This window comes from Streptomyces luteolifulvus (genome assembly GCF_008806595.1).
GTDB lineage: Bacteria > Actinomycetota > Actinomycetes > Streptomycetales > Streptomycetaceae > Streptomyces > Streptomyces luteolifulvus.
The window spans coordinates 46529-72260 of the sequence record NZ_VZRB01000025.1 but is presented as its reverse complement, the minus strand read 5'-3'; the positions used below and the strand labels follow the sequence as shown (position 1 = coordinate 72260).

The following is a 25732-nucleotide window of genomic DNA, read 5'->3' as shown; positions in this document are numbered from 1 at the left end:
AAACCGTCCAGTGACGACGAGGCAGGCCGCCCCCGCCGAGCAGCGCACCCTCACCGATGTCGCGTTCGACCCCATCACCCGGATCGTCGGCAACCTGGGCATCTACACGAAGATCGACTTCGCTGCCCGCGAGGTCGTGGAGTGCAAGAGCACTTCGTCGATCTTCCGTGGGTACAGCGTCTTCATGAAGGGCAAGGACCCCCGCGACGCGCACTTCATCACCAGCCGGATCTGCGGCATCTGCGGGGACAACCACGCCACCTGCTCGGTGTACGCGCAGAACATGGCGTACGGCGTGAAGACACCGCCGCTCGGCGAGTGGATCGTCAACCTCGGCGAGGCCGCCGAGTACATGTTCGACCACACGATCTTCCAGGACAACATGGTCTTCGTCGACTACTGCGAACGCATGGTCAAGGAGACCAACCCGGGGGTGTGGGAGCGGGCCGAGCGCACCCCGGCCCCGCGCGGTGACCAGCACGGGCACCGCACGATCGGCGACATCATGCGGTCGTACAACCCCTTCGAGGGCGAGACGTACAAGGAGGCGCTCGTCATGAGCCGCCTCACCCGCGAGATGATCTGCCTGATGGAGGGCCGCCATGTGCACCCCTCCACGCTGTACCCGGGCGGTGTCGGCACGGTTGCCACCCCGCAGCTCTTCACGGACTACCTGGTCCGCCTCACCCGCTGCCTGGACTTCGTCAAGCGCGCCGTCGCCATGAACGACGACGTCTTCGACTTCTTCTACGAGGCCCTGCCCGGCTACGAGGAGGTCGGCCGCCGCCGTACGCTGCTCGGCTGCTGGGGCGCCTTCCAGGACCCCGAGGTCGTCGACTACAGCTACAAGCGGATGAACGAGTGGGGCAACCGCATGTTCGTCACGCCGGGCATCGTGGTCGACAACCAGCTCGTCACCACGGACCTGGTCGACATCAACCTCGGCATGCGCATCCTGCTCGGCAGCTCGTACTACGAGGACTGGACGGCCGAGGAGACGTTCGTCGACAAGGACCCGCTCGGCAACCCCGTCGACAAGCGCCACCCCTGGAACCAGACCACCCTGCCCGCTCCGCAGAAGCGTGACCTGGACGGCGGCAACTACAGCTGGGTGATGAGCCCCCGCTGGTTCGACAAGCGCACCAGCGACTTCCTCGCGCTGGACACCGGCGGCGGCCCCATCGCCCGTCTGTGGGCCACCGCACTCGCCGGGAAGGTCGAGACCCCGTATGTGCGCTCCACCGGGCACAGCGTGCAGATCGACCTGCCCAGGACCCCGTCCTCGCCCGAGGTCCGGCTGGAGTGGACGCCGCCGGCGTTCCCCAACACCATCGAGCGCAACCGGGCCCGCATGTACTTCGTCGCCTACGCGGCCGGCATGGCCCTGCACTTCGTCGACCAGGCCCTGAACGAGGTCCGCTCCGGCGTCACCAAGACGTTCCAGGACTTCAAGGTGCCCAAGGACGCCATCGGCTGCGGCTTCCACGAGGCCGTGCGCGGGGTGCTCAGCCATCACATGGTCATCCGCGACGGGAAGATCGCCAACTACCACCCGTACCCGCCGACTCCGTGGAACGCCAGCCCGCGCGACTTCTACGGCACTCCCGGACCGTACGAGGACGCGGTGCAGGGCTGCCCGATCTTCGAGGAGAACGGGCCGGAGAACTTCAAGGGCATCGACATCATGCGCACCGTCCGCAGCTTCGACCCCTGCCTGCCGTGCGGCGTCCACATGTACCTCGGCGGTGGCCGTACCCTCACTCAGTCCCACTCGCCGACCTTCGGCACCCTGGCGGACCAGGGCGGCCACGGATGAGCTGGGAACCCTGGGACGACGCGGTCGCCCGGAGCCAGGTGGCGCTCGCCGAGGAGCGGCTGTCCGGCCTGGACGCCCTGCCGGACGGCCTCGCCGCGGCGCGGGCCGCCCAGACCGTCGAGACACTCGTCGGGCTGTACGGGCAGTGCCTGGGACGGATCACGGCCCAACTGGAGGACCACCCCGATCTCCTGCGCCGGCTGGCCACCGACGACCTGGTCGGCCACCTCCTGCTCGTGCACGACCTGCACCCCGACCCGGTCGAGAGCCGAGTACGGGAGGCCCTGGCCGACCTGCCCGGCCCGCCCGAACTGGTCGAACTGTCCGAGACGGCCGTACGGGTCCGCGTCCCGGCAGGAGGCTGCGGCTCCGCCACGTCCGCCGAGCAGGCCGTACGGGAGACCCTGGCCGCGCGGGCGCCGGAGATCGAGGACGTACGCGTGGACGGCGGTGCTGCGCAGGAGACACTGATCCCCGTCGACGCGCTGTTCCGCGACCGTGCGCCCGTGTCCGGAGGTGCCCGCGGATGAGCGGACTGCGGCGGGTGGCCCGGCAGGCCGCCCGGGCCCAGGGACACGACACCCGCGAGGAGCGGTGCGACCTGTGCGCCGAGCCGCTGCCGCCGGGAGTCCCGCACCGCCATGTCCTCCAGCCCGCCACGGGCGCCGTGTCCTGTGCCTGCCGCGCCTGTGCCGTGCTCTTCGACCACGACGCCACCTCGGGCGGCGGCTACCGGCTGCTGCCCGAGGAGCGGCGGCGGCTCGACGGCTGCCGCATCGACGACGCCGTGTGGGCGGGCCTCCAAGTCCCCGTCTCCCTCGCCTTCTTCACCCGTTCCGGAGAGAGCGGGGAGGTCACCGCGGCCTACCCGAGCCCACTGGGCGCGCTGCGGGCGACCGTTCCCCCCGAGAGCTGGCGGGAGGTCGAGCAGGGCCATCCCGACCTGCCGGGCCTCGTTCCCGACGTACAGGCACTGCTGGTGAACCGGGCCCACGGGGCGAGCGAGCACTGGCTGCTCCCGCTCGACGACTGCTACCGCCTGGTCGCCGTCGTGCGCGCACACTGGAAGGGACTGGACGGCGGCCCTGAGGTGTGGCAGCGGGTCGAGGACTTCTTCCGAGGACTGACCGAACCCACCCCCTTCACCACCGAGGAGGCGTCATGGGCATCACCGTAGGCACACCCGACGTCGAGCCCGACAAGCCCGCGCACGTCGCCGGCGTACGGCGCGGCAACCACCGCGGTTTCTACAAGCGTCAGCCGGGCCACCGCCGCGACGACCGCTCCACGGCCCGCCGCTCCACCGGCATCAACGCCCGGCACCACAACCCGGTCCTGCCGGACATGCCCAACCTCTCCCCGGCATGACGGCGCCGCCCGCGCTGTCCGCTTCCGCGGCACCGGACCTGGCCTTCGCCGTCACCGGAGCGGAGGAGGAGCGCTTCGCCGCGCTGCCCACCCTCCGCTTCGGCCTGGACATCACCCGGACGGGCGGCGGACCCGTCAGCTCCGTCGCCCTGACCGCCGTCCTCCGCATCGACGTCGCCCGCCGCCGCTACGGCCCCGACTCCGAGGAGGCGCTCCGCGAGTTGTTCGGGGCGCCCGAGCAGTGGGCGACCGGCATGCGGCCGCTCACCTGGACGCGGACCACGGTCCATGTCCCGGCCTTCGACGAGCGTACGACGGTGCAGATCCCCGTCGAGTGCTCGTACGACACCGAACTGGCCGTCACCAAATATCTGCGAGCCGTCGGTGAGGGCGACGTGCCGCTGGACTTCCTCTTCAGCGGCACCGTTTTCCATCGAGCGCCGGGCTCGGGCGGCCTCACCGCCTCCCGGATCTCCTGGAGCGACGGCGACAGCCGCTACGCCCTCCCCGCCGCCCTCTGGCACTCCCTGACCGACCGCTACCACGCGGGCAGCCCCTGGCTGCGGCTGTCCCGCGAGACCTACGACCGCCTCGACGCCTACCGCGCCCGGCACGTCCTCGGCACCCCGGACGACGCCGTGCGCGCCCTGCTCGACGGCGCCGCCCTCCACCACTCGGGGACCACCACCACATGACCCGCACCGACCCTTCGGACCTCCCGGATCTCCCGGATCTCTCCGACCTCTCGGAGGTCGAGAAGATCACCCGGACCTGCCTCTACGAGGGCTATCTGCTGTGGCCCTACCGCCGGTCCGCGCTGAAGAACGCCAAACGCTGGACCTTCGGCGGTGTCTTCCCCGCCGCCTGCGCCGACGCGCTCGGCGAACCGGCCGCCATGACCACCCGCGTACTCCACGAGGGGCCCGCCGACGACCTCACGGTGCGGGTGCGTTTCCTTCAGGTGGTGAACCGCACCGTGACCCAGTACGGCCGTCCCGTCGACGCGCTGACCGTGGGCGGGGAACGCTACGTCAGCTGGCAGGAAGTGACCGAACGCGAGGTCGTGCTGACCGGCGCCGCCGGCCGGGCGGCCGTCGACCTCCCCGAGGGCACCGACACCGAGGAGCTGCCGGGCGGGGACGCCTGTCTCGTACGGGAGTGGCAGCGGCTCACCGGCACCGTCGAGGTCACGGCCGAACCGGTCGCGGACGGCGTACGCCGGCTGACCGTCCGGATCTCCAACAGCACCGCCTGCCCCGTCCCCGACCCCGGGACCCGGCACACGAGGGAGGAGGCGGCCTCGTACGCCTTCGTCTCCACCCACACCGTGCTGCACAGCGACCGTGGCCGCTTCGTCTCCCTCCTCGACCCGCCCGCCTCGCTGCGCGACCACGCCGCCGCCTGCCGCAACGAGGGCACCTGGCCGGTGCTCGTCGGCACCGACCAGGGCGACGGCCGGGCCCGCACCGTGCTGTCCTCACCGGTCACGCTGTACGACTTCCCGCGGGTCGCGCCCGAAAGCCCGGGCGACCTCTTCGACGGAACCGAGATCGACCAGCTGCTCGTGCTGAGCGTGCTGAGCCTGACCGAGGAGGAACGGGCCGAGGCACGGGCGAGCGACCCACGGGCGCGCGAGATCCTCGACCGCTGCGCCGGGCTCGGCACCGACGACCTGATGGCGCTGCACGGCACCATCCGCGAGTTCAACGCGGCCCCGCGGGAGGGAAAGTGAACGGCGTCTCCTACCGTCCCGGCACTCGGGTGCGGCTGCGGCCGTCCCGGCGGGCGGACATCATGGACCTGGCCCTGGACGGACGGATCGCCGAAGTCGCCGCCGTGGAGGAGGACTTCGAGGGACAGGTGCATGTCGCCGTCGTCCTCGAAGGAGACCCGGGCCGTGACCTCGGTGCCGCGAGCCAGATCGGCCACCGGTTCTTCTTCGCCCCCGACGAGCTCGAACCGCTCACCGGGCCCGCCGGCGGCCCGCCGGGCCACCGGGTACTGGTCGCGGGCGTCGGCAACATCTTCATGGCCGACGACGGCTTCGGGCCCGAGGCCGCGGCGGCGCTGGCCCGCCGCCCGCTGCCCGACGGCGTCCACGTCGCCGACTTCGGCATCCGCGGCATGGACCTCGCCTACCGCATGCTGGACGGCTACGACACCGTCGTCCTGCTGGACGCCACGCCGCACGGACAGCCGCCCGGGACGCTCAGCCTCATCGAGCCCGACCTCGCGCAACTCCCCGCAGGCGGCACGCCCGAGGCACATGCCATGGACCCCGTCAAGGTCCTCGCCCTCGCCCGGAGCCTCGGCGACGGGCAGCTGCCCCGTGTCCTCGTCGTCGGCTGCGAGCCGCAGATCCGCATGAACGGCGACGAGATCGATGTCGTCGTCGGCCTCAGCGGACCGGTCCGCGACGCGGTCGAGCGCTCCGTGCCCTTCGTCGAGTCCGTGGTCACGGACATTCTGGCCGACGCCGAGAGGAGGTGAACCCGCCATGAAGAACGGCATCTTCATCCCCGCCGGCGTAGTGAGAGCCGCGGTCGCAGCGGTCTCGGCGGTCGTGGCTCTGATCGCCCTGACCGAACTGCCGGAGGTCCGCCGCTACATGAAGCTGAAGAGCATGTGATCCCCGGCAGATGACGCGTGACAGCGGTGAGGCGATCCGTGCGCCTCACCGCGGGCGCTCACCGCAGGGGGTTCGCGCGTGCCACCGCCATCAGGTACCAGGCGGTGGCTCCCGTGTGCCGGTAGGGGTAGTAGCCGAACCCGAAACCGGTGTCGAGCGGGCTGCTCGCCGAGACGACTCCGGACTTCCCCGGCAGCGCCTTGCCCCCGACGGTCTGGTTGCCGCCGAGCCGGTCCTGTGCCCGCTCGATGGAGGCGATCAGCCGCCGGGCGCGTCCTTCGTCGCCGGGGGCGTGCCGGTTGCGCAGGGCGAGCGCAAGGTGGGCGGTTCCCTCGAACCAGACGCCGCTGCGATCGGGCTTGGGCTGGAACTGCGCGATCGGGGCGTCCTCGTTCGCGAGGAGACTGGCGGAGCTGAAGGTGACGCCTTCGTAGGACTGGCCCGCCGGCACCGTGCTGTTGCGTCGGTCGGCCGTGTCCAGCACGGCCAGTTCGGTCCTCGCCCAGTCCACCGACCGCGCATGGGCGGGGGAGGCGAGGGCGAGCTGGGTCCAGGTCTGGGTGTCCTCGGGAATGGGCGACTTGTTGATCGTCACGCCGTCGTCGGAACCGGTGTAGAAGAAGCCTCCGGACGGCTCCCACATCTTCCTGACGAAGGCCGCGGCACGCGCGCGCCGCTCCAGCCACACCCGGTCCCCGGTGAGCCGGGCGAGCTGTCCGAACAGGCCGACCAGGTCGGTGTTGTGCTCGGTCGCGGTGTAGGGCAGTTTCTTGCCGGCGCCGTCGACGCCGAACTTGTAGCCGCCGAGGGGTTCGTCGGTGCGCGCGACGCGGTCGATCCACTCGCCGATCCGTACGGCGCCGGTGAGGAAACGCCGTTCTCCGGTACGGCGGGCGAGTGCGCTCAGCGCGATGCCGGCCCAGGCCATGTCGCCCACTGCGGTGCCGGTGAAGCCGAACTGGGTTCCGACGTTGGCCGTGCCGTCCGGCCGTACGAAGCCGTCGGGCTGCGAGGAACCGTCGTAATAGGTGTACGGCCCGACGTTGTAGGCCTGGCGCAGTCTGCCGTCGTCGTACGCCGGGTCATGGGCCTGGGCGTAGAGGAGCGCGTCGCCGAGTGCCGTGGCCCGGGAGCGGGCGTTCTTGGTGCGGGACGCGAGGTTCGCCAGGATCACCAGGGCGTTGTCGTAGGTGAACGCCGTGCTGAACAGGCCGGCCTGGTCGGTGTAGCTCTGGGCCAGCCGGGTGGTGCCGTGATCCGGGTAGGCGTCCATGGCGGCGTCGAGGAACGCATACGCCCGGCGCGGGGCTGAGGCTTCGGCGGCGTACGGGGGCCGAGCCGCATGCGCCGCGCCGGAGCCGGCTGCGGCCAACGCCGCTGCGCCGACACCGAGTCCCGTTCCTATGAGCGCACGGCGGCTGAACACCGAGCCTTGGCTGCCGGTCATTGATCTCCTCGGAGGTCGCGGGTTCACGGTGCGGGACGTGGAGGCGGGGCGTGTTCTGAGAGCGCTCTCAGGGCATGCGCGCTCATTGTGCTGCCCTGTCAGTTTGGGGTCAACGGCTATGACACGCATCAGCTGAGGCGGGAGGGGCGTGAGGGGCACAGGGTGGCACCGTGCCCCTCTGGCGGCCGCGCCTGCCAGAACGGCGAAGGCCGGCTCGACGCCGATGGCGCCGCGCCGGCCTTCGCCGTGGGGTATCCCCGCGGGGGGCGGTCAGTCCGTCCCGAACTCCATCGCCGCGCGGTCCAGCAGCTCCTCGTCCTCGGAGACCTCGCCCCGGGAGGCGATGGCTTCGGCGCCGCCCTCCGGCATCTCCGGCATGGTGCCGATCAGTCCGGTGGCGGCCGCCTGGGCGGCACCGATGGCGGGGGAGCCGGTGCCGATCAGGCCGAGCCCGGCGTACTGCTCCAGCTTGGCGCGCGAGTCCGCGATGTCGAGGTTGCGCATGGTGAGCTGGCCGATCCGGTCCACCGGGCCGAAGGCCGAGTCCTCGGTGCGCTCCATGGACAGCTTGTCCGGGTGGTAGCTGAACGCCGGGCCCGTGGTGTCGAGGACCGAGTAGTCCTCACCGCGCCGCAGCCGCAGCGTCACCTCGCCGGTGACGGCCGAGCCGACCCAGCGCTGCAGCGATTCCCGGATCATCAGCGACTGCGGGTCCAGCCAGCGGCCCTCGTACATCAGCCGGCCGAGGCGCCGTCCCTCGGTGTGGTACTGGGCGAGGGTGTCCTCGTTGTGGATCGCGTTGACCAGGCGCTCGTAGGCCGCGTGCAGCAGGGCCATGCCGGGCGCCTCGTAGATGCCGCGGCTCTTGGCCTCGATGATCCGGTTCTCGATCTGGTCCGACATGCCGAGGCCGTGGCGGCCGCCGATGGCGTTGGCCTCCATCACCAGGTCGACGGGGGAGGCGAACTCCTTGCCGTTGATCGTCACGGGGCGGCCCTGGTCGAAGCCGACCGTCACGTCCTCGGCGGCGATCTCGACCGAGGGGTCCCAGAACCGCACGCCCATGATGGGCTGCACGGTCTCCACGCCGGTGTCCAGGTGCTCCAGGGTCTTGGCCTCGTGGGTGGCGCCCCAGATGTTGGCGTCGGTGGAGTACGCCTTCTCCGTGCTGTCGCGGTAGGGGAGACCGTGGGCGAGCAGCCACTCCGACATCTCCTTGCGGCCGCCGAGCTCGGTCACGAAGTCCGCGTCCAGCCAGGGTTTGTAGATCCGCAGGTGCGGGTTGGCGAGCAGGCCGTACCGGTAGAACCGCTCGATGTCGTTGCCCTTGAAGGTCGAGCCGTCGCCCCAGATCTGTACGTCGTCCTCGAGCATCGCCCGGACCAGGAGCGTGCCGGTGACGGCGCGGCCGAGCGGCGTGGTGTTGAAATAGGCGCGACCGCCCGAACGGATGTGGAACGCCCCGCAGGTGAGCGCCGCCAGGCCCTCCTCGACCAGCGCCGCACGGCAGTCGACGAGGCGCGCGATCTCGGCACCGTAGGTCTTGGCGCGACCGGGCACGGAGGCGATGTCGGGCTCGTCGTACTGGCCGATGTCGGCGGTGTAGGTGCACGGGACGGCGCCCTTGTCGCGCATCCACGCGACCGCGACCGAGGTGTCGAGGCCGCCCGAGAAGGCGATGCCGACGCGCTCGCCGACGGGAAGGGAGGTGAGGACCTTGGACATGGGAAGAGTATGCAGGATTTCGCATGACCATGCAACGCTCCCGTCGTGTCTCCTCGGATCGATTGATTTTCGATCGAAATCAATCGACAATCGATATATGCATCAGGCTTTCATCACCGCGCTCCGGGTCGGCATCGTCGCAGCGTTCCTGTTCGGTCTCTTCGGCCAGATCGTGGTCATACCGACGACTGCGGCGGACGAGGTCGACCGCTTCCCGCCGTACGCCCCGTTCGCCGCGCCCTATGTGACGGTCGCGATCGTCGGTGTCGTCTGCGTCCAGGTCGCGCTGGTCGCGGTGTGGATGCTGCTCACCATGGTCCAGCGGGATGCGATCTTCACACCGCGGGCGTTCCGGTGGGTCGACATCATCATCGGGGCCTCGGTCGTGGCTACGCTGCTGGCCCTCGGCGTCACGGGGCATCTGGCCCTGGCCGACATCCCCTCGCCCGGCGACGGTATGGATCTCATCAGCGCGCTGTTCGCGGCGGCCGCGAGCGTCGGCGTGGGGGCGTCGTTCGCGATGCTCGTCGTCGTCATGCGAAGCCTGCTGCGGAAGGCGACGGATCTGCAGACCGAGATGGCCGAGGTGGTCTGATGGCGATCATCGTGGACCTCGACGTCCACCTGGCCGGACGGGGCTTGTCCGTGGGCGAGTTCGCCGACGCTGTCGGTATCACGCCCGCCAATATCGCCGTACTGAAGAACGGTCGCGCGAAAGCGGTGCGGTTCACGACGCTCGACGCGATCTGCCGCACCCTCGGCTGTCAGCCCGGCGACGTACTGCGCTGGGTGCCCGACGACGGGACGGACGAAGCCTGAGCCCTGCAGCCCTCCGAGGTCCAGCAGGTCAGCGACGGGAAAAGCGCATGCTCGCCCGGCGCATACGTGATCATGACGCCGATGCTGGAGACCGCCCGGCCCAAGGAGCTGGCCCGAGCGGAACGGCAGGACGACGAGGCGGCGGCGGGGCGACTCGACATGGTGCTCGCCGCCCGCTCTTTCCTCGCCCCACCGGTTGACGGCTTGTCAGCCGAGCGGATCGGTCGTCTCGCGCAGGGTGGTCAAGGCGGGGGCGTACATGCGGGTCTTGATGGTGCCGAGCGTGTCGCCCGCCTTTGCCACCAGGGCAGTTGCGATCTCGAGTGCGGTGGTGCGGACGGCCGCCTCGTCCACCGCGTGGTCGACGATGCCCGCCGCGAGAGCGTCGTGGCCGCCGTAGCGCCGGGCGGTGACCATGGCCTCGTGCGCGGTCTGCGGGGTCAGCCGGGCCTGGATCAGCGCGGACATGGCCGGAGTGAAGGGGATGTTGATGTCCGCCTCGGGCAGGCACCAGAAACCGCGGTCGGCGCGCATCACCCGGAAGTCGTGCGCCAGGGAGAACATCGCGCCGGCGGCGAACGTGTGCCCCTGCAGCGCGGCCACGGTGATCACGGGCAGCCGCAGCATCCTCGCGAAGAGGGCGTGCACGGAGACGACGTACTCCTGGTACTGGTCGGCGTGGGCGAACAGCCAGTCCAGGTCGAGGCCGTTGGAGTAGATCTTCCCCGTGGCGGCGGTCACCAGGGCGCGCGGTCCTTCTGCCTTCTCCACCTCGTCCAGCGCGGCGTCGACGGAGCTGATCCAGTCGGGGTGGAAGCGGTTCTCGCCGTCTCCGAGATCGAGGACGAAGACGCTGTCCTGACGGTCGAGCGTGGGCACGGCGGCTCCTTCGGAGCTGGGGGAGGGGAGAGGAAGGGGAAGTCACTGGCTACTAAGCGGTAGCTTAGACTTCGCGGCGTGAACAGGCAAGGGGCGATGTCCCCTCACTTGGGCGGCAGGGTCCCCGCGAAGGCGTACCCGTCGTCGATCCACTGCGCGAGCGTGTCGTCCTCGGTGAGCGCGGTCCCCGCGACGAGGATCCAGCCGCGCATCGGGCGGCCGGTCATGTCGAACAGCCGGGTGCCCGGGCGGGCCAGCGCCGCTTCCGTGTTGTCGGGCCCGACCCGGACCATCAGGTCGTCGCCGGTCACACCGACGGCCATGTTGCCGGAGTGGAGGAAGGCGACGCCCCCGAACATGCGCTTCTCGGTGACGCCGGGGTGCGCGCTCAGGTGATCCCGGATCCGTCCGGCCAGTCCTTCGTCGTACGCCATGAATCCAGCATCCCCGCCATGGGCGGCCGGTGCGCGGCATGGGCCGGCCGCTTCGGGGGACTCGGAATCCGTGGTGGCGTACGGAGCGGAGCAGCGGGTCCTGGTTCCTGCGATCCAGGCGGAGTGGCTGACGCAGACGTTCGTCCACTGGCCCTACCGGCCCGACCAGGTGCAGTCGCTGCTGCCCGCCGAACTGACCGCCGACGAGTACGACGGTGCGGCGTGGGTGAGCCTGACACCCTTCGTGATGGCGGGCATGCGTCCTCCCGGCGTTTCCGCCGCGCGGCTTCCGCCGTTCCAGGAGACCAACCTGCGGACGTATGTCCGGCACCGGAACGGGCGGGACGGCCTCTGGTTCCTGTCCATCGACGTGTCCAGCCCGCTGATGCTGGCGGCCCGGGCCGTCGGCGCGCCGTACAGCCTCGCGAGGCTCAGAGTCTCCGCGGACGGGGACGGCATGACGTATGCCGGGTCGAGGTGGGGAGGCAGGGCTTCGTATCGCATGGTCGTCCGCCCCGGCGAACCGATCGCGCCCACGGAGCGGGACGTATGGCTGACGTCGCGCTGGCGGGCGTACACACGCCGGTTCGGCGTGCTCTGGGAGACACCGGTGGAGCACGAGCCCTGGCCTCTGGCCGGTGCCACGGTCGAGGTCTGTCACGAGACCCTGCTCGACGCGGTGGGCCTCCCCGCACCCGCCGGCGAGCCCGTCGTGCACTTCTCACCGGGGGTCAGGCATGTGCGGCTCGGCGTCTCCCGGCCCTGTGCCGCGCGACGGGACGGCGACGCCGACCGGTCCGGCAGGCGTCGCCTGCCGGACCGGGACCGGGCTGCCGGTCGGCTCCGCTGACGAACGCCTCCTCCTGCCCTGATCGGCTCAGACCAACGCGCCGACGGCTGTCCGTGATGGTCGACTGGCCGCAGGACGCTGTACCCGTGTGCAAGGGAGCTCAGCATGGCAATCGTCGCGGTTTTCGAGATGCCGGGGATGACCCAGGCCCAATACGAGCAGAGCGCGGACAAGGTGGCCGGCCGGCCCGGCGGGGTCAAGAGCCCCAGCGACTGGCCGGTGGCCGGTCTCATCTCCCACACCGCCGCCCCCACCGACAACGGCTGGATCGTCGTGGACGTCTGGGAGTCGGCGGAGGCGTTCCAGCAGTTCGGCGAGACCATCGTCCCGATCCTGAGAGAGCTCGGCGTTCCCGACCCGCAACCGAAGGTCTACCCCGTCTTCACCATGGTGACCAGCTAGCTGTACTGATCACCAGCCCGCTTCGTCAGGCGCCCACGTAGGTCGCCAGGTGCTCGCCGGTGAGGGTCGCGCGGGCGGCCACGAGGTCCGCGGGTGTGCCCTCGAAGACGATCCGGCCACCGTCGTGACCCGCTCCGGGACCGAGGTCGATGATCCAGTCGGCGTGCGCCATGACCGCCTGGTGGTGCTCGACCACGATGACCGACTTCCCGGAGTCCACGAGCCGGTCGAGCAGGCCGAGCAACTGCTCGACATCGGCGAGGTGCAGGCCGGCGGTCGGCTCGTCGAGGACGTAGACGCCGCCCTTGTCGGCCATGTGCGTGGCCAGCTTGAGCCGCTGCCGCTCACCGCCGGACAGCGTGGTGAGCGGCTGGCCGAGGCTGAGATAGCCGAGCCCGACATCGGCCAGCCGCTGCAGGATGCGGTGCGCGATCGGCGTACGTGCCTCGCCCGTGGCGAAGAACTCCTCCGCCTCGGTCACCGGCATCGCCAGCACCTCGCTGATGTCCCGGCCGCCGAGGTGGTACTCGAGCACCGATGCGTCGAACCGCTTTCCCTCGCAGTCCTCGCAGGTGGTGGAGACGCCGGCCATCATCGCCAGGTCGGTGTAGATCACGCCGGCGCCGTTGCAGGTGGGGCAGGCGCCCTCGGAATTGGCACTGAACAGGGCCGGCTTCACGCCGTTGGCCTTCGCGAACGCCTTGCGGATCGGGTCGAGCAGTCCGGTGTACGTCGCCGGATTGCTCCGCCGGGAGCCGCGGATCGCGCCCTGGTCGACCGAGACCACACCTTCTCCAGCGGGAATCGACCCGTGCACGAGCGAGCTCTTGCCGGAACCGGCGACTCCGGTGACGACGACCAGCACCCCGAGCGGGATGTCGACATCGACGCCCTGCAGGTTGTGCAGGTTCGCCCCGCGGATCTCCAGCGCACCGGCGGGCTTGCGCACCGACTTTTTGACGGCGGCCCGGTCGTCGAGATGGCGGCCCGTGACGGTACCGGCGCCCCGCAGCCCCTCGACGGTGCCCTCGAAGCAGACGGTGCCGCCCGCCGTCCCCGCGCCGGGACCGAGGTCGACGACATGGTCCGCGATCGCGATCAGCTCCGGCTTGTGCTCCACGACGAGCACCGTGTTGCCCTTGTCCCGCAGTTGCAGCAGCAGACCGTTCATCCGCTGGATGTCATGGGGGTGCAGGCCGATGGTGGGCTCGTCGAAGACGTACGTGACATCGGTGAGGGAGGAACCGAGATGGCGGATCATCTTGACGCGCTGCGCCTCCCCGCCCGACAGCGTGCCCGACGGCCGGTCGAGCGCGAGGTAGCCGAGGCCGATCTCCGCGAACGAGTCGAGCGTCTGCCCGAGCGCGGCGAGCAGCGGCGCCACCGACGGCTCGTCGACGTCGCGGACCCAGTCGGCCAGGTCGCTGATCTGCATCGCGCAGGCGTCGGCGATGCTGATCCCGTCGATCTTCGAGGCCCGGGCCCCCTCGCTGAGCCGCGTGCCTTCGCACTCGGGGCAGGTGCTGAACGTCGTCGCCCGCTCCACGAACGCCCGGACGTGCGGCTGCAGCGAGTCGATGTCCTTGGACAGCATCGACTTCTGGATCTTCGGGATCAGACCCTCGTACGTCAGGTTGATGCCCTCGACCTTGATCTTGGTCGGCTCCTTGTGGAGCAGGTCGTGCAGCTCCCGCTTGGTGTACTTGCTGATCGGCTTGCCCGGGTCGAAGAAGCCGCAGCCGCGGAAGATACGGCCGTACCAGCCATCCATGCTGTAGCCGGGGATCGTCAGCGCGCCCTCGTCGAGCGACTTGTTGTCGTCGTACAGCTGGGACAGATCGATGTCGGTGACCGAGCCGCGGCCCTCGCAGCGCGGACACATACCGCCGGTGCGGGTGAAGGTCGCCTTCTGTGCCTTCTGGGTCCCGCGCTCGACGGTGATCGCGCCGCTGGCCCGGACCGAGGGGACGTTGAAGGCGTACGCGCTGGGCGGGCCGATGTGGGGCCGGCCGAGCCGGCTGAAGAGGATGCGCAGCATCGCGTTGGCGTCGGTGGCGGTGCCGACCGTGGAGCGGGGGTCGCCGCCCATCCGCTGCTGGTCGACGGAGATCGCGGTCGTCAGTCCGTCGAGCACGTCGACCTCGGGCCGTGCCAGCGTCGGCATGAAGCCCTGCACGAAGGCGCTGTACGTCTCGTTGATCAGCCGCTGCGACTCCGCGGCGATCGTGTCGAACACCAGCGAGCTCTTGCCCGAGCCGGAGACACCGGTGAACACCGTCAGCCGGCGCTTCGGGATCTCGATGCTGACGTCCTTGAGGTTGTTCTCGCGCGCGCCGTGCACGCGGATCAGATCGTGGCTGTCGGCAGCGTGCGGCACAGGCGACTGCTTGCCCGTCCTCGGGGCGGTGGTCATCGTGTCTCCATCCGTCGGGTGGGGCCGCCTTCGCGGGCTCCGTCGGCGTCGCCCGGCTCGATCCAACCAGTTTCGAGCAGTACGTTCAGCGAGTTTTCGCTGAGGCCCAACGCCGTCACGCCAGCCGCGGCCCGGGGGCCGGCGCTTCTCGAATCCTGACCGGCTGGTCACCTCGATGATCACGACCAGAACCATGCGCTTCGACGGCTGGATCGCCGGCACCGGCACCACCTCCGGGACCCGCATCGTCCTCGGACACTGGCTGCGGTCGCCCTTCGGCGCGTTCAGCGACGTGATGCTGGAACGGGCGGACGGCGAACGGGTACTGCTCGCTCCGACGCGGCGGACGGCGCAGTTCATCCGCGGCACGTACTCCTTCGACAGGGTGCTCGTCGTGCCGGTCGACGTGCGGGTCACGAACGACCTCTGGACCGTCGTCGCCGGATCGCTCCGACTGCGCTTCACCACCGGCCGCCGAGGGCCACTGGGGCAGCTCCTGCGCGCCGTGCCCGGAGCGCTTGCCGCCCGTCCCGTCTGGGCCACGCTCACGGACTGGCCGGCCCGGGTGCTGCTGTCCGGCGTGCGCACCCGCGGGAGTGCCGGTGCGGGCCGCCGCGCATGGTACGGCGCGCGGGATCTGCGCCCGCTCGTCGAGGTATCGGCGGTCTTCGAAGGGCACGACCTCGGTGTGATGGCGCCCGTCGAGCCACCGGTGCGCTTCGGGTTCGGCTCGGTGCCCCGGAATCCCGCGCTCACACGGGTGACGACGACCGTGCAACTGCGCCACGGGCACTAAGGAAGGCGGCCGTGACCTGCCGGCGCATGGGGCGGAGGAGACTGGTTACCCCGGTGGTAGGGGACGGAACTCGAAACCCGATCACGGCAGCGGTGCGGTGACGGCGTCGGGTCGGCGCCAGGAACCGGGACCTGAGGGCCGGGTCGAGCGGCGGGCGCCGGACGAGCCCACGCAGCTGCCGAAACAGTCATGGTCGGCGGTGCTGAAAGGCACGCTCAAGGAGTTCAAGGGCGACGAGCTCACCGACCGGGCGGCGGCACTGACGTACTACGGAGTGCTCTCGCTGTTTCCCGCCCTGCTGGTGCTGGTCTCGCTGCTCGGCATCGTCGGCGAGTCCGCGGGCCAGCAGGTCCTGGACAACCTGCACAAGCTCGCGCCCGGTTCGGCGCGGGACATCATCAGCGACGCGGTACAGCAGTTGCAGGGCCGCGGCGGGATCGGGTCCCTCATGGCGATCGTGGGCCTGGTACTCGCGGTGTGGTCGGCCTCCGGATATGTCGCGGCCTTCATCCGCAGCGCGAATGCGGTGTACGACATGCCGGAAGGACGGCCGGTGTGGAAGCTGATGCCGGTCCGGGTGGCGGTGACGGTGGTGCTGCTGGTGCTGGCGGTGATCAGCGCACTGATCGTGGTCTTCACCGGCAGCCTGGCCCGTCAGGCCGGGACGGCGCTGGGAATCGGGGACACGGCGCTGACGGTGTGGTCGATCGCGAAGTGGCCGGTGCTGGTGCTCCTGGTCACGATCATGATCGCCATCCTGTACTGGGCGGCACCGAACGTGAAGGGCCGCGGCTTCAAGTGGGTCACCCCGGGCAGTGTCCTGGCCCTGGTGATCTGGCTGATCGCTTCGGCGGGATTCGCCTTCCACGAGGCCAACTTCGCCTCGTACAACAAGACGTACGGCACGCTCGCCGGCGTGATCGTCTTCCTCGTGTGGCTGTGGATCAGCAACATCGCGATCCTGCTGGGCCCGGAGTTCGACGCGGAGCTGGCGCGCCGGCGAGCGGTGGCCGGCGGACTGCCGGAGAGCGAAGAGCCGTATGTGCCGCCCCGCGACACCCGGGCCTGGAGCGAGGAGGACGAGCGCCGTATGACATGAGGGTCTTGGGCACGGCTCCCGGAGCCCTGCGTCTGATGCCGTGCCGATCGAGAACGGCATCTGAGACTGAGGGCCATCAGGCCGAACGCTCAACTCCTGCTCCGGACCATTCAGGAGCCGAGCGCCAGTACTGACCGCACCGCCTCGGTGGGGGATGTCCTCGGGGCCAGTACCAGCAGCCAGCGGGGAGAGCACAGCATGGCCGCCGTGATCGTGTCGGAGGGGGAGGAGGGCGTGCGGGAGGTGGTACGACGGGAGGAGTCGGTCGGGTTGCCGGGGGTGTTGGGGAGCAGCAGCAGGACGCCGTCCAGCGGTAAGTCAGCCGCGTCTGCGGCGAGGTCCAGACGGTGGCCGGGCGGGCGGACTGTCGCCTTCGCCCCCTTGGCGCCCAGTTCCGCTGCGACGGCGCGGGCCACAGCGCGTCGCCCCAGGACCGCGATGCGCTGCCCTGCCAGGGGCATCGACCCGGTGGGCGCCGGCAACGGCGGCGGGAGTACGGGAATCGGAACGGCCGGAACGACACCTCGCGTGTTCCACATGGGCGGTTACCTCCTGAGGTTCCGGGCGGCCGATGCTCGTCCCGGCATGGTGGTGCGGTGAGTGGGACGTGTTCCTGTGCCGTCCTGCCGTCCCCCCTGCCGTTCCGCCGTACGGAAACGCCTGTCCCCACCGCCGTGGGGACAGGCGTTCTCTGGGGGCGTGGGGGTCACCCGCGGTGAAGGCCGCCCTCGACGATGTGCAGCAGCGGCAGCGTGCCCGGCACGGTCTGCACGCTCAGCGTCTCGATCCCGGTCTCCGCGAACAGCTTGTCGAAGCCGGCCAGGCCGTGCTTCTGGCCGCCGACGTTCATCAGCAGGAACAGATCGAGGGTCGTGGTGATGCGCATCTCGTCGGGGTGAGCGTCCACGAGACTGTCGATGATGATCACCCGGGCGCCGCGCGGGGCACTTGCCGTGATGTTGCGGAGCACCGTGCGCGAGCTCTCGTCCGGCCAGTCCAGGAGGTTCTTGAGGATGTAGACGTCCGCCTCGACCGGCACCGACTCAAGGCAGTTGCCCGGCACGATGCCGGTCCGGGAGGCGAGCCGGCCGCCGTCCTTGAGGTCCTCGTGGGCACCGGCCACGACCTGCTCGAAGTCGAAGAGGGCGCCGCGCAGGTCCGGGAAACGGTCGAGCAGTGAGCGCAGGAGCAGGCCCTGGCCGCCACCGATGTCCACGACCCTGCCGACGCCGGACAGGTCGAGGGTCTGGGCGACCACATGGGAGCTGCGGGCGCTGGAGTCCGTCATGGCCCGGGCGAAGAGCTGCTCGTCGTCGGGGGCGTCCTCCCGCAGGTAGTCGTAGAACTCCTTGCCGTAGACACCCGGGATGACGGACTTGCCGGTGCGCAGGGCTTCCTCAAGGCGCGGCCACGCCTGCCAGGTCCACGGCGCGCCGATCCAGAGGATCAGATTGCGGATGCCGTCGGGGGAGTCCTCGCGCAGCGGCAGTGACACCTCGGTGTGCGCGAAGGTCCGCTCGCCGACCTCCTCGAAGACGCCGTACGTGGTGAGTGCGCGCAGCAGCCGGTAGAGCAGATGAGGGTCGAGTCCCGTTTTCTGTGCCAGCTCCTCGACCGGCACGGGCTTGTCGTCGATAAGGTCCGGGATCTTCAGGCGGGTCGCCGTCTGGATGGCAGCCGCGTTCCCGGCTGCGAAGGCCAGCTCACCAAGCCGCCGGATGCCGGCGTCGTCGGCCGGTCGAGAAACGCTCATGGGTTCCCTCGCGCTCGATGGGGTCGGAAGGCTCTGACGGCCGAGGCTCGCCGAGGGCGCTCGTAAGCCGCTGTCGGCGCGCTGGTGGCGCGGTCCCCGGTCGAGACCAGTGGGCCGCGAGGCGCACCGCCGACGATGCGCAGGTACGACATCTCGCACACAGCCGACACACAGGCCGACCTCTGTATCGACCCACAGCGACATGGCGATGGACCCGCAGACCGATACCCATATCGCCCCGCAGATCGACCCTCAGATCGACATACGGATCCACCTACAGATCGACATGCAGACATGAACCGCCGGGAGACCGAATGCACCGCACTTTGATCGTGGCGCGCATGAAACCCGAGGACGCCGACAAGGTCGCCGACCAGTTCCGCTGGTCGGACAGCACCGACCTGCCGCACATGATCGGCGCGCGACGACGCACACTCTTCCAGTTCCACGACCTGTACATGCACCTCGTCGAGGCCGACGAGGACCCCACGGCGAAGCTGTACGCGGCGAGGCGGCACCCGCTCTTCACCGAACTGCACGAGCGGCTGCTGCCGTTCATCGACCCCTACGACCCGAACTGGTCCGAGCCCAAGCACGCCATGGCGCAGCCCTTCTACACCTGGCAGGCCGGCTGATGGCGGCCCGGGAAGCGCGCGTCGGCCCCAGGACGGGAGCGGCGGAGCTGCCGGTGACGAAGGTCGCCGCAGCGGACGTCCCGTCCAGTCCCCGCCACGGCGGTGATCTGCGGATCGTGCTCGGTCCGACGACGACCGGCGTGGCCAGTGGATTCATGGGCACCGGCACGCTCGCGGCCGGCGAGCGGATCAGGGAGCACTACCACCCGTACTCGGACGAGTTCGTCTATGTGGTGCAGGGCGCTCTGGAGGTGACGACGGACGGTGCGGACGTCCACCGGGTGACGGCCGGTGAGGCCCTCCTCATCCCCCGTATGACCCGGCACAAGATGCTGAACAACGGCAGGGTGCCGGCCTTCGTGGTCTTCCACTCCTGCCCGCTCGCGCCGCGCCCCGAGCTCGGGCACGTCGACACGGAGGATCCCGATGGAGCATGAGCGACGCGCCGTCATCACCGGTATGGGCGTCATCGCCCCGGGCGGGGTGGGCACCCGCGCCTTCTGGTCGTCGGTGACCGTGGGCCGTACGGCCACGCGCCGGATCACTCACTTCGACCCGGAGCGGTTCCGCTGCCGGATCGCCGCCGAGTGCGACTTCGACCCGGCCGCGTTCGGGCTTTCGCCGCAGGAAGTCCGCCGCATGGACCGGGCCGTACAGATGGCGCTGGCCGCCACCGGTGAGGCACTCGCGGACGCGGGGGTCGGCGAGGGCAGCCTGGACCCGGCTCGTACCGGAGTCACCATCGGCAATGCGGTGGGCAGCACGATGATGATGGAGGAGGAGTACGTCGTCATCAGCGACGGCGGCCGCCAGTGGCTGTGCGACCAGGAGTACGGCGTACGGCATCTGTACGGTGCGGTGATCCCGAGCACCGCCGGAGTGGAGGTCGCCCGCCGGGTCGGTGCGGAGGGGCCGACGGCGGTGGTGTCGACGGGCTGTACGTCCGGGCTCGACGCGGTCGGCCACGCCGCGCAGTTGATCGAGGAGGGCTCCGCGGACGTCGTGATCGGCGGCGCCACCGACGCCCCGATCTCCCCGATCACGGTGGCCTGCTTCGACTCGCTGAAGGCCACCTCGACCCGCAACGACGACGCCGCTCGGGCCTGCCGTCCCTTCGACCGGGACCGCGACGGGCTGGTGCTGGGGGAGGGGTCCGCGGTCTTCGTGATGGAGAGCAGGGAGCGGGCGGTACGCCGTGGCGCGCGCGTCTACTGCGAGGTGGCCGGTTACGCCGGCCGCGCCAACGCGTACCACATGACCGGCCTGAAGCCGGACGGCCGGGAGCTGGCCGAGGCCATCGACCGGGCCATGGAGATGGCCGGCATCGCCGCCGAGGACATCGACTATGTGAACGCGCACGGGTCGGGCACCCGGCAGAACGACCGGCACGAGACCGCAGCGTTCAAGCGGAGCCTCGGGGATCACGCCCGTCGGGTACCGGTGAGCTCGATCAAGTCGATGGTGGGTCACTCCCTGGGTGCCATCGGCGCGATCGAGGTGGCCGCCTCCGCACTGGCCATCGAGCACGACGTGGTGCCGCCGACGGCCAACCTCACGACACCCGATCCCGAGTGCGATCTCGACTATGTGCCCCGTGAGGCGCGCGAGCACTCCACCGACGTGGTGCTCAGCGTCGGAAGCGGCTTCGGCGGCTTCCAGAGCGCGGTCGTACTGACCTCCCCGAGGAGCAGGCGATGACGGTGATCACCGGTCTGGGGGTGGTCGCGCCCACGGGAGTGGGCGTGGCGGACTACTGGGCCACCACGCTGGCGGGCAAGAGCGGCATCGACCGTATCCGCCGCTTCGATCCGTCCCCGTACTCCACTCAACTGGCGGGCGAGGTCGACGACTTCGAGTCCGGCGACCATGTCCCGGCCAAGCTGCTGGCCCAGACCGACCGGATGACGCACTTCGCGTTCGCCGGAGCGGACATGGCCCTCACGGACGCCGGCGCGGACCCCGCCGACTTCCCGGAGTACGACAGGGCCGTCGTCACGGCGAACTCCGCCGGAGGTGTCGAGTACGGCCAGCGCGAGCTGCAGAAGATGTGGAGCGGGGGCCCCATGCGGGTGAGCGCCTACATGTCGGTGGCCTGGTTCTACGCCGCCACCACCGGGCAGCTGTCGATCCATCACGGGCTGCGCGGTCCCTGCGGTCTGATCGCCACCGAGCAGGCCGGGGCGCTGGACGCGATCGGGCACGCCCGGCGGCAGCTGCGGCGCGGAGCCCGGCTCGCGGTGACCGGCGGCACCGACGCCCCGCTCTCCCCAGCCTGCATGGTCGCTCAGCTCGCGACCGGGATGCTGAGTTCCGGCGCGGACCCGACGGCCGCCTATCTGCCGTTCGACAGCCGTGCCGCGGGCTATGTGCCGGGCGAGGGCGGCGCAATCATGATCATGGAGCGGCGCGAGGACGCGGAGCGCCGCGGCGCAGAGCGGATCTACGGCGAAGTCGCCGGTTACGCCGCGACGTTCGACCCCGCGCCGGAATCCGGTCGCGGGCCGACGCTCGCCCGGGCGATCCGGAGTGCCCTCGACGACGCGCGGATCGCCCCGGGGGACGTCGACGCCGTCTTCGCTGACGGCTACGGCGTACCGGACCTGGACCGCCAGGAGGCCAGGGCCCTGACCGAGGTGTTCGGCCCGCGCGGGGTGCCGGTCACCGTGCCCAAGACCGCCACCGGGCGGATGTACTCCGGCGGTGCGGCGCTCGATGTCGCGGCCGCGTTGCTGGCCATGCGTGACGGCGTACTGCCGCCCACCCCGCATGTGAATGAACTCGCCGCGGACTGCCCGCTGGACCTGGTCCGCACCGAGCCCCGCGAGCTGACGGTGCGTCATGCGCTGGTCTGTGCACGGGGCGTGGGCGGATTCAACTCGGCTCTGGTGCTGCGCACCGCCGCCTGAAGCCCGAACGAACCCCGTGTCCCGTGTGCTGTGTCCCGCGGACGCAGGGACACGACACAGGGACCGGGCCCGGACACAGAGACAAACGAACCGACCTACCCGACGAGGGAGCGAACGTGAGCACACTCAGCGTGGACAAACTGATCGACATCATGCGGGCCACCCAGGGTGATTCCGGTGATGCGTCCGCCCTGACGGAGGAGGTCCTGGACACGCCGTTCACGAGCCTGAACGTCGACTCGCTGGCCGTGCTGGAGATCGTCACCCAGATCCAGGACGAGTTCCAGCTGCGCATCCCGGACGCCGCGATGGAGGGGATGAAGACCCCGCGGCAGATCCTCGACCACGTCAACGGCCTGCTGGCGGAGTCGTCCTGATGGCCGGCCGCACCGACAACTCCGTGGTCATCAACGCCCCCATGGACCTGGTCTGGGACATCACCAACGACGTCTCCGGGTGGGCCGGGCTCTTCGCCGAGTACGCCGAGTCGGAGGTGCTCGCCGTGGAGGGCGACACGGTCCGGTTCCGGCTGACCACGCAGCCGGACGAGAACGGCAAGCAGTGGAGCTGGGTCTCCGAGCGCACCCTGGACCGGGCCGGCCGTACGGTCGCCGCGCGGCGACTCGACAGCGGGCTGTTCGAGTACATGAACATCCGCTGGGAGTACACACCGGACCCGGGCGGCGTCCGGATGCGCTGGATCCAGGAGTTCACCATGAAGCCGTCCGCACCCGTGGACAACCAGGGTGCCGAAGCACATCTGAACCGGCAGACCGTCAGGGAAATGGCGCGTATCAAGCAACTGGTCGAACAGACCGCGCGCGCAGGCGCCGGCGCTGCCGGACGCGACGAGGGGGACCGGCGCATGACGGACAGTTCAGCAGACGACGGCGAGCACGGCCCGGTCTTCCGGGTGCTGCTGCGCGCCGAGATCGCCGAAGGCAGGGAGAAGGAGTTCGAGGAAACCTGGCGGGCGGTCGGCGGAGTCATCACTCGCGAACCCGCCAATCTCGGCCAATGGCTGATGCGCAGCAACGACGAACCGGGCGTGTACTACATCATCTCCGACTGGACGGACGAGAAGCGCTTTCGGGAGTTCGAGCGGAGCGACGCGCACATCGGGCATCGCGGCAGGTTCCAGCCGTTCCGGACGAAGGGCTCGATGGTGACCACCGACGTCGTCGCCGAGATGGTGAAGGAGCGCAGGCGGTGAGCGCCGCCGAGCGGGGCGCGGTGCGGGTCGTCCTGTACTTCCGGCTGGCGGAGGGGCAGGACGTGGACGAGCTGGTCCAGGCCTACCACGAGTCCAGCAAGGCCTTGCAGGGGACGCCGGGGATGCTCCGCAACGAACTCCTCCGCAGTTCCCAGGAGCCGGCCCGATTCGCGGTGCTGAGCGAGTGGCGGGATCGTCATGCGTTCCAGGAGTGGGAAAACGGTGCCCGGCACAAGGGTCAGACGGCCTCGATTCGCAGGTTCGCCGACCCTCATCCTTCCGGAGCCCCTTTCGCGATCTACGATGTGGTTGAATATTACGCATCGTAACCGGCGCGAAATGGTTTATTCGTACGACACCTTCACGAAATTTCCCAGGGCTTGAGGGGTCCTAGGATAGGATGGTCTCCGGAACGGAGTCTCTCTTCGGATCCAGGTCCCCATCCGGCGGAGTAAAGCGGACTCGCTTAATCCGCCGGATGGGGACGATTCGCCTTTGGATCACATTCCGGAGGGAAGCCGCAGATCGATTTATCGCGGCTGGAAGTGCGCTCAGTATGGGGGATCATGAAAACGAATCATGCAGCTGAGGTGCGGTTCCGGGTACTGGGACCTCTCGAAGTCCGATACGGGGAAGATCAGGATTTGACGCCGAGCGCGCCGAAGTTACGTCAGTTGGTGGCGCTGCTTCTGGTATCCGAGAATCATCTCGTGGGGATCCACGAGATGATCGATGAATTATGGGGAAGTAACCCCCCGGCGAGTGCGCTGGCCACCCTTCAGTCATATATCTACAAGATCCGCAAGAACGTATTCGAAGTGGACGGGAACGGGGGCGCCTCCCTCCACACCAAACCGAACGGTTACCGGCTGGATATTCCCGAGGGCGTTCTCGATGTGCACCGCTTCGACGCACTCATCGACCGGGGACAGAAGGCACTCGACGACGGAGACGCGGAGGCGGCCGCGGGTCTGCTCACGGACGCGCTCACCTTCTGGAGGGGTGCGCCCCTGGCCGATGTGGAGGCCGGCGGCCGGCTCGGCGTCCAGATCACCCGCTTCCGGGAACGCTGGAAGCGCGCCGTGGAACTGCGCCTGGAAGCCGAACTCCGGCTCGGCCGGCACCGCGAGCTCATCAGCGAGCTGAAGACGCTCTGCTCCACCCACCCCTTCGACGAGGGCCTGCACGTCAAGCTGATGATCGCGCTCTACCGCTCCGGCCGTCGGCACGAGGCCCTGGAGGTGTACCAGACCTTCCGCCGGGCCATGATCGACGAGCTGGGCCTGGAGCCGTCGCCCCTGCTCGCCCGGCTGCACAGTGCGGTCCTGACGGCCGGACCCGAACTGCACACCGAGGCGGACGACCACCCCGAACTGGAACTGCGCCCCGCACGACACCCGACGGGAGACATCCGTGCGGGCTCGGGACACATGCTCGGCGACGACGATGAGCCGTCCGAAGCGGCGGTGACCGGCGCGGACTCCGCCGCCACGGCCGGGCCACCGTCGGCCGCTCCGCCCTACCGGAGCCCGTCCGTCCCGTCCCCGGCCCAACTCCCGCCGGACATCGCCGACTTCACAGGCCGCGAGGACATTCTCCGCCGCCTGGAGAGCCGCCTCGCCGAGTGCCGTGCGCAGAACGCCCCGCTGCCCGTCCTGTGGATCACCGGTATGCCGGGCGTCGGCAAGACCACCGTGGCGACCCGGCTCGCCCACAGGGTGTCCGACAGGTTCCCCGACGGGCAGCTCTACGTCGACCTGCGCGGCGACAGCGCCGATCCGGTCCAGCCGCGTGCGGTGCTGCACCGCTTCCTGACCGCGCTCGGAGAGCACCGTTCCGCTCTCCCCTGTGACATCGACGAGGCCGGTGAGCTGTTCCGCAGCCTGTGCGCCTCCAGGTCGCTTCTCTTCCTCCTCGACGGCACCGCCTCCGCGGCCCAGGTCAAGTCGCTGCTGCCGGGCAGCGGCGACTGCGCCGTGATCGTCACCAGCCTCGCGCACGCACTGGCCGGCTCCGAGCCCGTACTGCTCAATCCGCTCCCCGACGACGAGGCCACCCGGCTCCTCACCTCGATCATCGGGATACCGCGGGCCTGTGAGGACCTGGCCGCCGTCGACCGGATCGTCACCCTCTGCGGGGGCCTCCCGCTCGCGTTGCGCGCGGTCGGCACCCGGCTCAGCCGGCTCCCGGACTGGCCGCTGGACAAGTTCGCCGAGCGGCTCGCCGACCCGCGCCGCCGCCTCGACGAATCCAGCCTCCCCGGCCTCGATCTGCGTGCCTCCTACGACGCCGGATTCCGGCAGCTGGACGACCGGGACCGGCTCGCCATGCAACTGTTCGCGATGCGCGCCACCGATCCGTTCACGGCGGAGGACGCCGCCGCGCAGCTCGGCTGCGAACTGGTGTCCGCCGAGGGCGTCCTCGCCAGGCTCGCCGAGCGCCATCTGCTGCAGGCGACCGGTACGCAGGACGGCCGGCTGGGCTACTCCGTACACGAACTGGCCAAGGTGTACGCCCTGCAACAACTGGCCGGGAACTGACGGAGACC

At 70.0% G+C, this 25732-nt stretch carries 29 protein-coding genes; 22 read left to right on the top strand and 7 right to left on the bottom strand.

All coding sequences use genetic code 11. The features are described 5' to 3' along the window. The first annotated feature begins 10 nt into the window (after window positions 1-10). The 8 genes from F7R91_RS29550 to F7R91_RS43870 are packed head-to-tail and all read left to right on the top strand — an operon-like array spanning window position 11 to window position 5813. Window positions 11-1816 (top strand): nickel-dependent hydrogenase large subunit, encoded by a 1806-nt coding sequence (locus F7R91_RS29550; protein WP_150953540.1) that lies wholly within the window; start codon window positions 11-13, stop codon window positions 1814-1816. Then, complete coding sequence (locus tag F7R91_RS29545) at window positions 1813-2346, top strand: nitrogen fixation protein NifU (RefSeq protein ID WP_150953537.1); 534 nt, start codon at window positions 1813-1815, stop codon at window positions 2344-2346. The genes F7R91_RS29550 and F7R91_RS29545 overlap by 4 nt, the downstream gene beginning before the upstream one ends. Beyond that, entirely contained in the window at window positions 2343-2993 is a 651-nt protein-coding gene (locus tag F7R91_RS29540; protein ID WP_150953534.1) for a DUF5947 family protein, read from the top strand. Before F7R91_RS29545 ends, F7R91_RS29540 begins: the two co-directional genes overlap by 4 nt. Continuing rightward, window positions 2978-3184 carry a hypothetical protein gene (locus tag F7R91_RS29535; RefSeq protein WP_150953531.1) on the top strand — a complete coding sequence of 69 codons (207 nt, stop codon included), beginning with the start codon at window positions 2978-2980 and terminating at the stop codon, window positions 3182-3184. The genes F7R91_RS29540 and F7R91_RS29535 overlap by 16 nt, the downstream gene beginning before the upstream one ends. Further along, on the top strand, window positions 3181-3879 hold the full coding sequence (locus F7R91_RS29530; RefSeq protein WP_150953528.1) for a DUF6084 family protein: 699 nt from the start codon (window positions 3181-3183) through the stop codon (window positions 3877-3879). Before F7R91_RS29535 ends, F7R91_RS29530 begins: the two co-directional genes overlap by 4 nt. Further along, on the top strand, window positions 3876-4916 hold the full coding sequence (locus F7R91_RS29525; RefSeq protein WP_150953525.1) for a hypothetical protein: 1041 nt from the start codon (window positions 3876-3878) through the stop codon (window positions 4914-4916). Before F7R91_RS29530 ends, F7R91_RS29525 begins: the two co-directional genes overlap by 4 nt. Next, entirely contained in the window at window positions 4913-5674 is a 762-nt protein-coding gene (locus F7R91_RS44095; RefSeq protein WP_331000646.1) for a hydrogenase maturation protease, read from the top strand. Before F7R91_RS29525 ends, F7R91_RS44095 begins: the two co-directional genes overlap by 4 nt. Before the next feature lie 7 nt (window positions 5675-5681). Continuing rightward, window positions 5682-5813 (top strand): DUF6893 family small protein, encoded by a 132-nt coding sequence (locus tag F7R91_RS43870; RefSeq protein WP_269144771.1) that lies wholly within the window; start codon window positions 5682-5684, stop codon window positions 5811-5813. Window positions 5814-5871: 58 nt separating this feature from the next. Here the strand turns inward: F7R91_RS43870 and F7R91_RS29515 are convergent, their stop codons facing one another. Next, window positions 5872-7260 (bottom strand): Tat pathway signal sequence domain protein, encoded by a 1389-nt coding sequence (locus F7R91_RS29515; RefSeq protein WP_150953523.1) that lies wholly within the window; start codon window positions 7258-7260, stop codon window positions 5872-5874. A gap of 270 nt (window positions 7261-7530) precedes the next feature. Beyond that, entirely contained in the window at window positions 7531-8985 is a 1455-nt protein-coding gene (gene argG, locus F7R91_RS29510) for an argininosuccinate synthase (protein ID WP_150953519.1), read from the bottom strand. Window positions 8986-9082: 97 nt separating this feature from the next. Between argG and F7R91_RS29505 the strand changes: the two genes are divergently transcribed. Together F7R91_RS29505 and F7R91_RS29500 are read left to right on the top strand one after the other, a co-directional pair. Beyond that, window positions 9083-9580 carry a DUF2975 domain-containing protein gene (locus tag F7R91_RS29505; protein ID WP_150953516.1) on the top strand — a complete coding sequence of 166 codons (498 nt, stop codon included), beginning with the start codon at window positions 9083-9085 and terminating at the stop codon, window positions 9578-9580. After that, entirely contained in the window at window positions 9580-9804 is a 225-nt protein-coding gene (locus F7R91_RS29500) for a helix-turn-helix domain-containing protein (protein WP_150953513.1), read from the top strand. Before F7R91_RS29505 ends, F7R91_RS29500 begins: the two co-directional genes overlap by 1 nt. 207 nt (window positions 9805-10011) lie before the next feature. On the opposite strand, the gene F7R91_RS29495 is transcribed toward F7R91_RS29500, so the two are convergent. Beyond that, on the bottom strand, window positions 10012-10683 hold the full coding sequence (locus F7R91_RS29495; protein WP_150953510.1) for an enoyl-CoA hydratase-related protein: 672 nt from the start codon (window positions 10681-10683) through the stop codon (window positions 10012-10014). Window positions 10684-10787: 104 nt separating this feature from the next. After that, entirely contained in the window at window positions 10788-11117 is a 330-nt protein-coding gene (locus F7R91_RS29490) for a TfoX/Sxy family protein (RefSeq protein WP_150953508.1), read from the bottom strand. A 70-nt stretch (window positions 11118-11187) separates the two neighbouring features. Here F7R91_RS29490 and F7R91_RS29485 point away from each other — a divergent pair, with 70 nt between their 5' ends. Both F7R91_RS29485 and F7R91_RS29480 read left to right on the top strand, forming a co-directional pair. Continuing rightward, window positions 11188-11967, top strand: coding sequence for a YqjF family protein (locus tag F7R91_RS29485; RefSeq protein WP_150953505.1), 780 nt, complete (start codon window positions 11188-11190; stop codon window positions 11965-11967). A 105-nt stretch (window positions 11968-12072) separates the two neighbouring features. After that, window positions 12073-12369 (top strand): hypothetical protein, encoded by a 297-nt coding sequence (locus F7R91_RS29480; RefSeq protein WP_150953503.1) that lies wholly within the window; start codon window positions 12073-12075, stop codon window positions 12367-12369. Window positions 12370-12394: 25 nt separating this feature from the next. Here the strand turns inward: F7R91_RS29480 and F7R91_RS29475 are convergent, their stop codons facing one another. Further along, window positions 12395-14782, bottom strand: coding sequence for an ATP-binding cassette domain-containing protein (locus tag F7R91_RS29475; protein WP_150953500.1), 2388 nt, complete (start codon window positions 14780-14782; stop codon window positions 12395-12397). A gap of 175 nt (window positions 14783-14957) precedes the next feature. Here F7R91_RS29475 and F7R91_RS29470 point away from each other — a divergent pair, with 175 nt between their 5' ends. Continuing rightward, window positions 14958-15578: a hypothetical protein gene (locus F7R91_RS29470; protein WP_225320853.1), complete on the top strand. Its 621-nt coding sequence runs from the start codon at window positions 14958-14960 to the stop codon at window positions 15576-15578. A 97-nt stretch (window positions 15579-15675) separates the two neighbouring features. Continuing rightward, window positions 15676-16677: a YihY/virulence factor BrkB family protein gene (locus F7R91_RS29465; protein ID WP_150953497.1), complete on the top strand. Its 1002-nt coding sequence runs from the start codon at window positions 15676-15678 to the stop codon at window positions 16675-16677. A 110-nt stretch (window positions 16678-16787) separates the two neighbouring features. Here F7R91_RS29465 and F7R91_RS29460 read toward each other — a convergent pair whose 3' ends face one another. Next, window positions 16788-17216 (bottom strand): hypothetical protein, encoded by a 429-nt coding sequence (locus F7R91_RS29460; protein ID WP_150953494.1) that lies wholly within the window; start codon window positions 17214-17216, stop codon window positions 16788-16790. Window positions 17217-17383: 167 nt separating this feature from the next. After that, on the bottom strand, window positions 17384-18430 hold the full coding sequence (locus F7R91_RS29455) for a methyltransferase (RefSeq protein WP_191971685.1): 1047 nt from the start codon (window positions 18428-18430) through the stop codon (window positions 17384-17386). A gap of 314 nt (window positions 18431-18744) precedes the next feature. Here F7R91_RS29455 and F7R91_RS29450 point away from each other — a divergent pair, with 314 nt between their 5' ends. The 8 genes from F7R91_RS29450 (at window position 18745) to F7R91_RS29415 (ending at window position 25724) form a co-directional block, all read left to right on the top strand. Beyond that, window positions 18745-19065, top strand: a complete 321-nt coding sequence (locus F7R91_RS29450) for a TcmI family type II polyketide cyclase (RefSeq protein ID WP_150953489.1) — start codon at window positions 18745-18747, stop codon at window positions 19063-19065. Beyond that, entirely contained in the window at window positions 19065-19502 is a 438-nt protein-coding gene (locus tag F7R91_RS29445; RefSeq protein WP_150953485.1) for a cupin domain-containing protein, read from the top strand. Before F7R91_RS29450 ends, F7R91_RS29445 begins: the two co-directional genes overlap by 1 nt. Further along, window positions 19492-20763: a beta-ketoacyl-[acyl-carrier-protein] synthase family protein gene (locus F7R91_RS29440; protein ID WP_150953482.1), complete on the top strand. Its 1272-nt coding sequence runs from the start codon at window positions 19492-19494 to the stop codon at window positions 20761-20763. The genes F7R91_RS29445 and F7R91_RS29440 overlap by 11 nt, the downstream gene beginning before the upstream one ends. Further along, entirely contained in the window at window positions 20760-21971 is a 1212-nt protein-coding gene (locus F7R91_RS29435; protein ID WP_150953479.1) for a ketosynthase chain-length factor, read from the top strand. The genes F7R91_RS29440 and F7R91_RS29435 overlap by 4 nt, the downstream gene beginning before the upstream one ends. 116 nt (window positions 21972-22087) lie before the next feature. Beyond that, window positions 22088-22348 (top strand): acyl carrier protein, encoded by a 261-nt coding sequence (locus tag F7R91_RS29430; protein WP_150953476.1) that lies wholly within the window; start codon window positions 22088-22090, stop codon window positions 22346-22348. Continuing rightward, the gene (locus tag F7R91_RS44375) at window positions 22348-23184 is read left to right on the top strand and encodes an SRPBCC family protein (protein ID WP_150953473.1); all 837 of its coding nucleotides are present in this window, start codon (window positions 22348-22350) and stop codon (window positions 23182-23184) included. Before F7R91_RS29430 ends, F7R91_RS44375 begins: the two co-directional genes overlap by 1 nt. Then, the gene (locus F7R91_RS42205; RefSeq protein ID WP_191971689.1) at window positions 23181-23513 is read left to right on the top strand and encodes an antibiotic biosynthesis monooxygenase family protein; all 333 of its coding nucleotides are present in this window, start codon (window positions 23181-23183) and stop codon (window positions 23511-23513) included. The genes F7R91_RS44375 and F7R91_RS42205 overlap by 4 nt, the downstream gene beginning before the upstream one ends. 381 nt (window positions 23514-23894) lie before the next feature. Then, window positions 23895-25724, top strand: coding sequence for an AfsR/SARP family transcriptional regulator (locus tag F7R91_RS29415; protein ID WP_191971684.1), 1830 nt, complete (start codon window positions 23895-23897; stop codon window positions 25722-25724). Window positions 25725-25732: the final 8 nt, after the last annotated feature.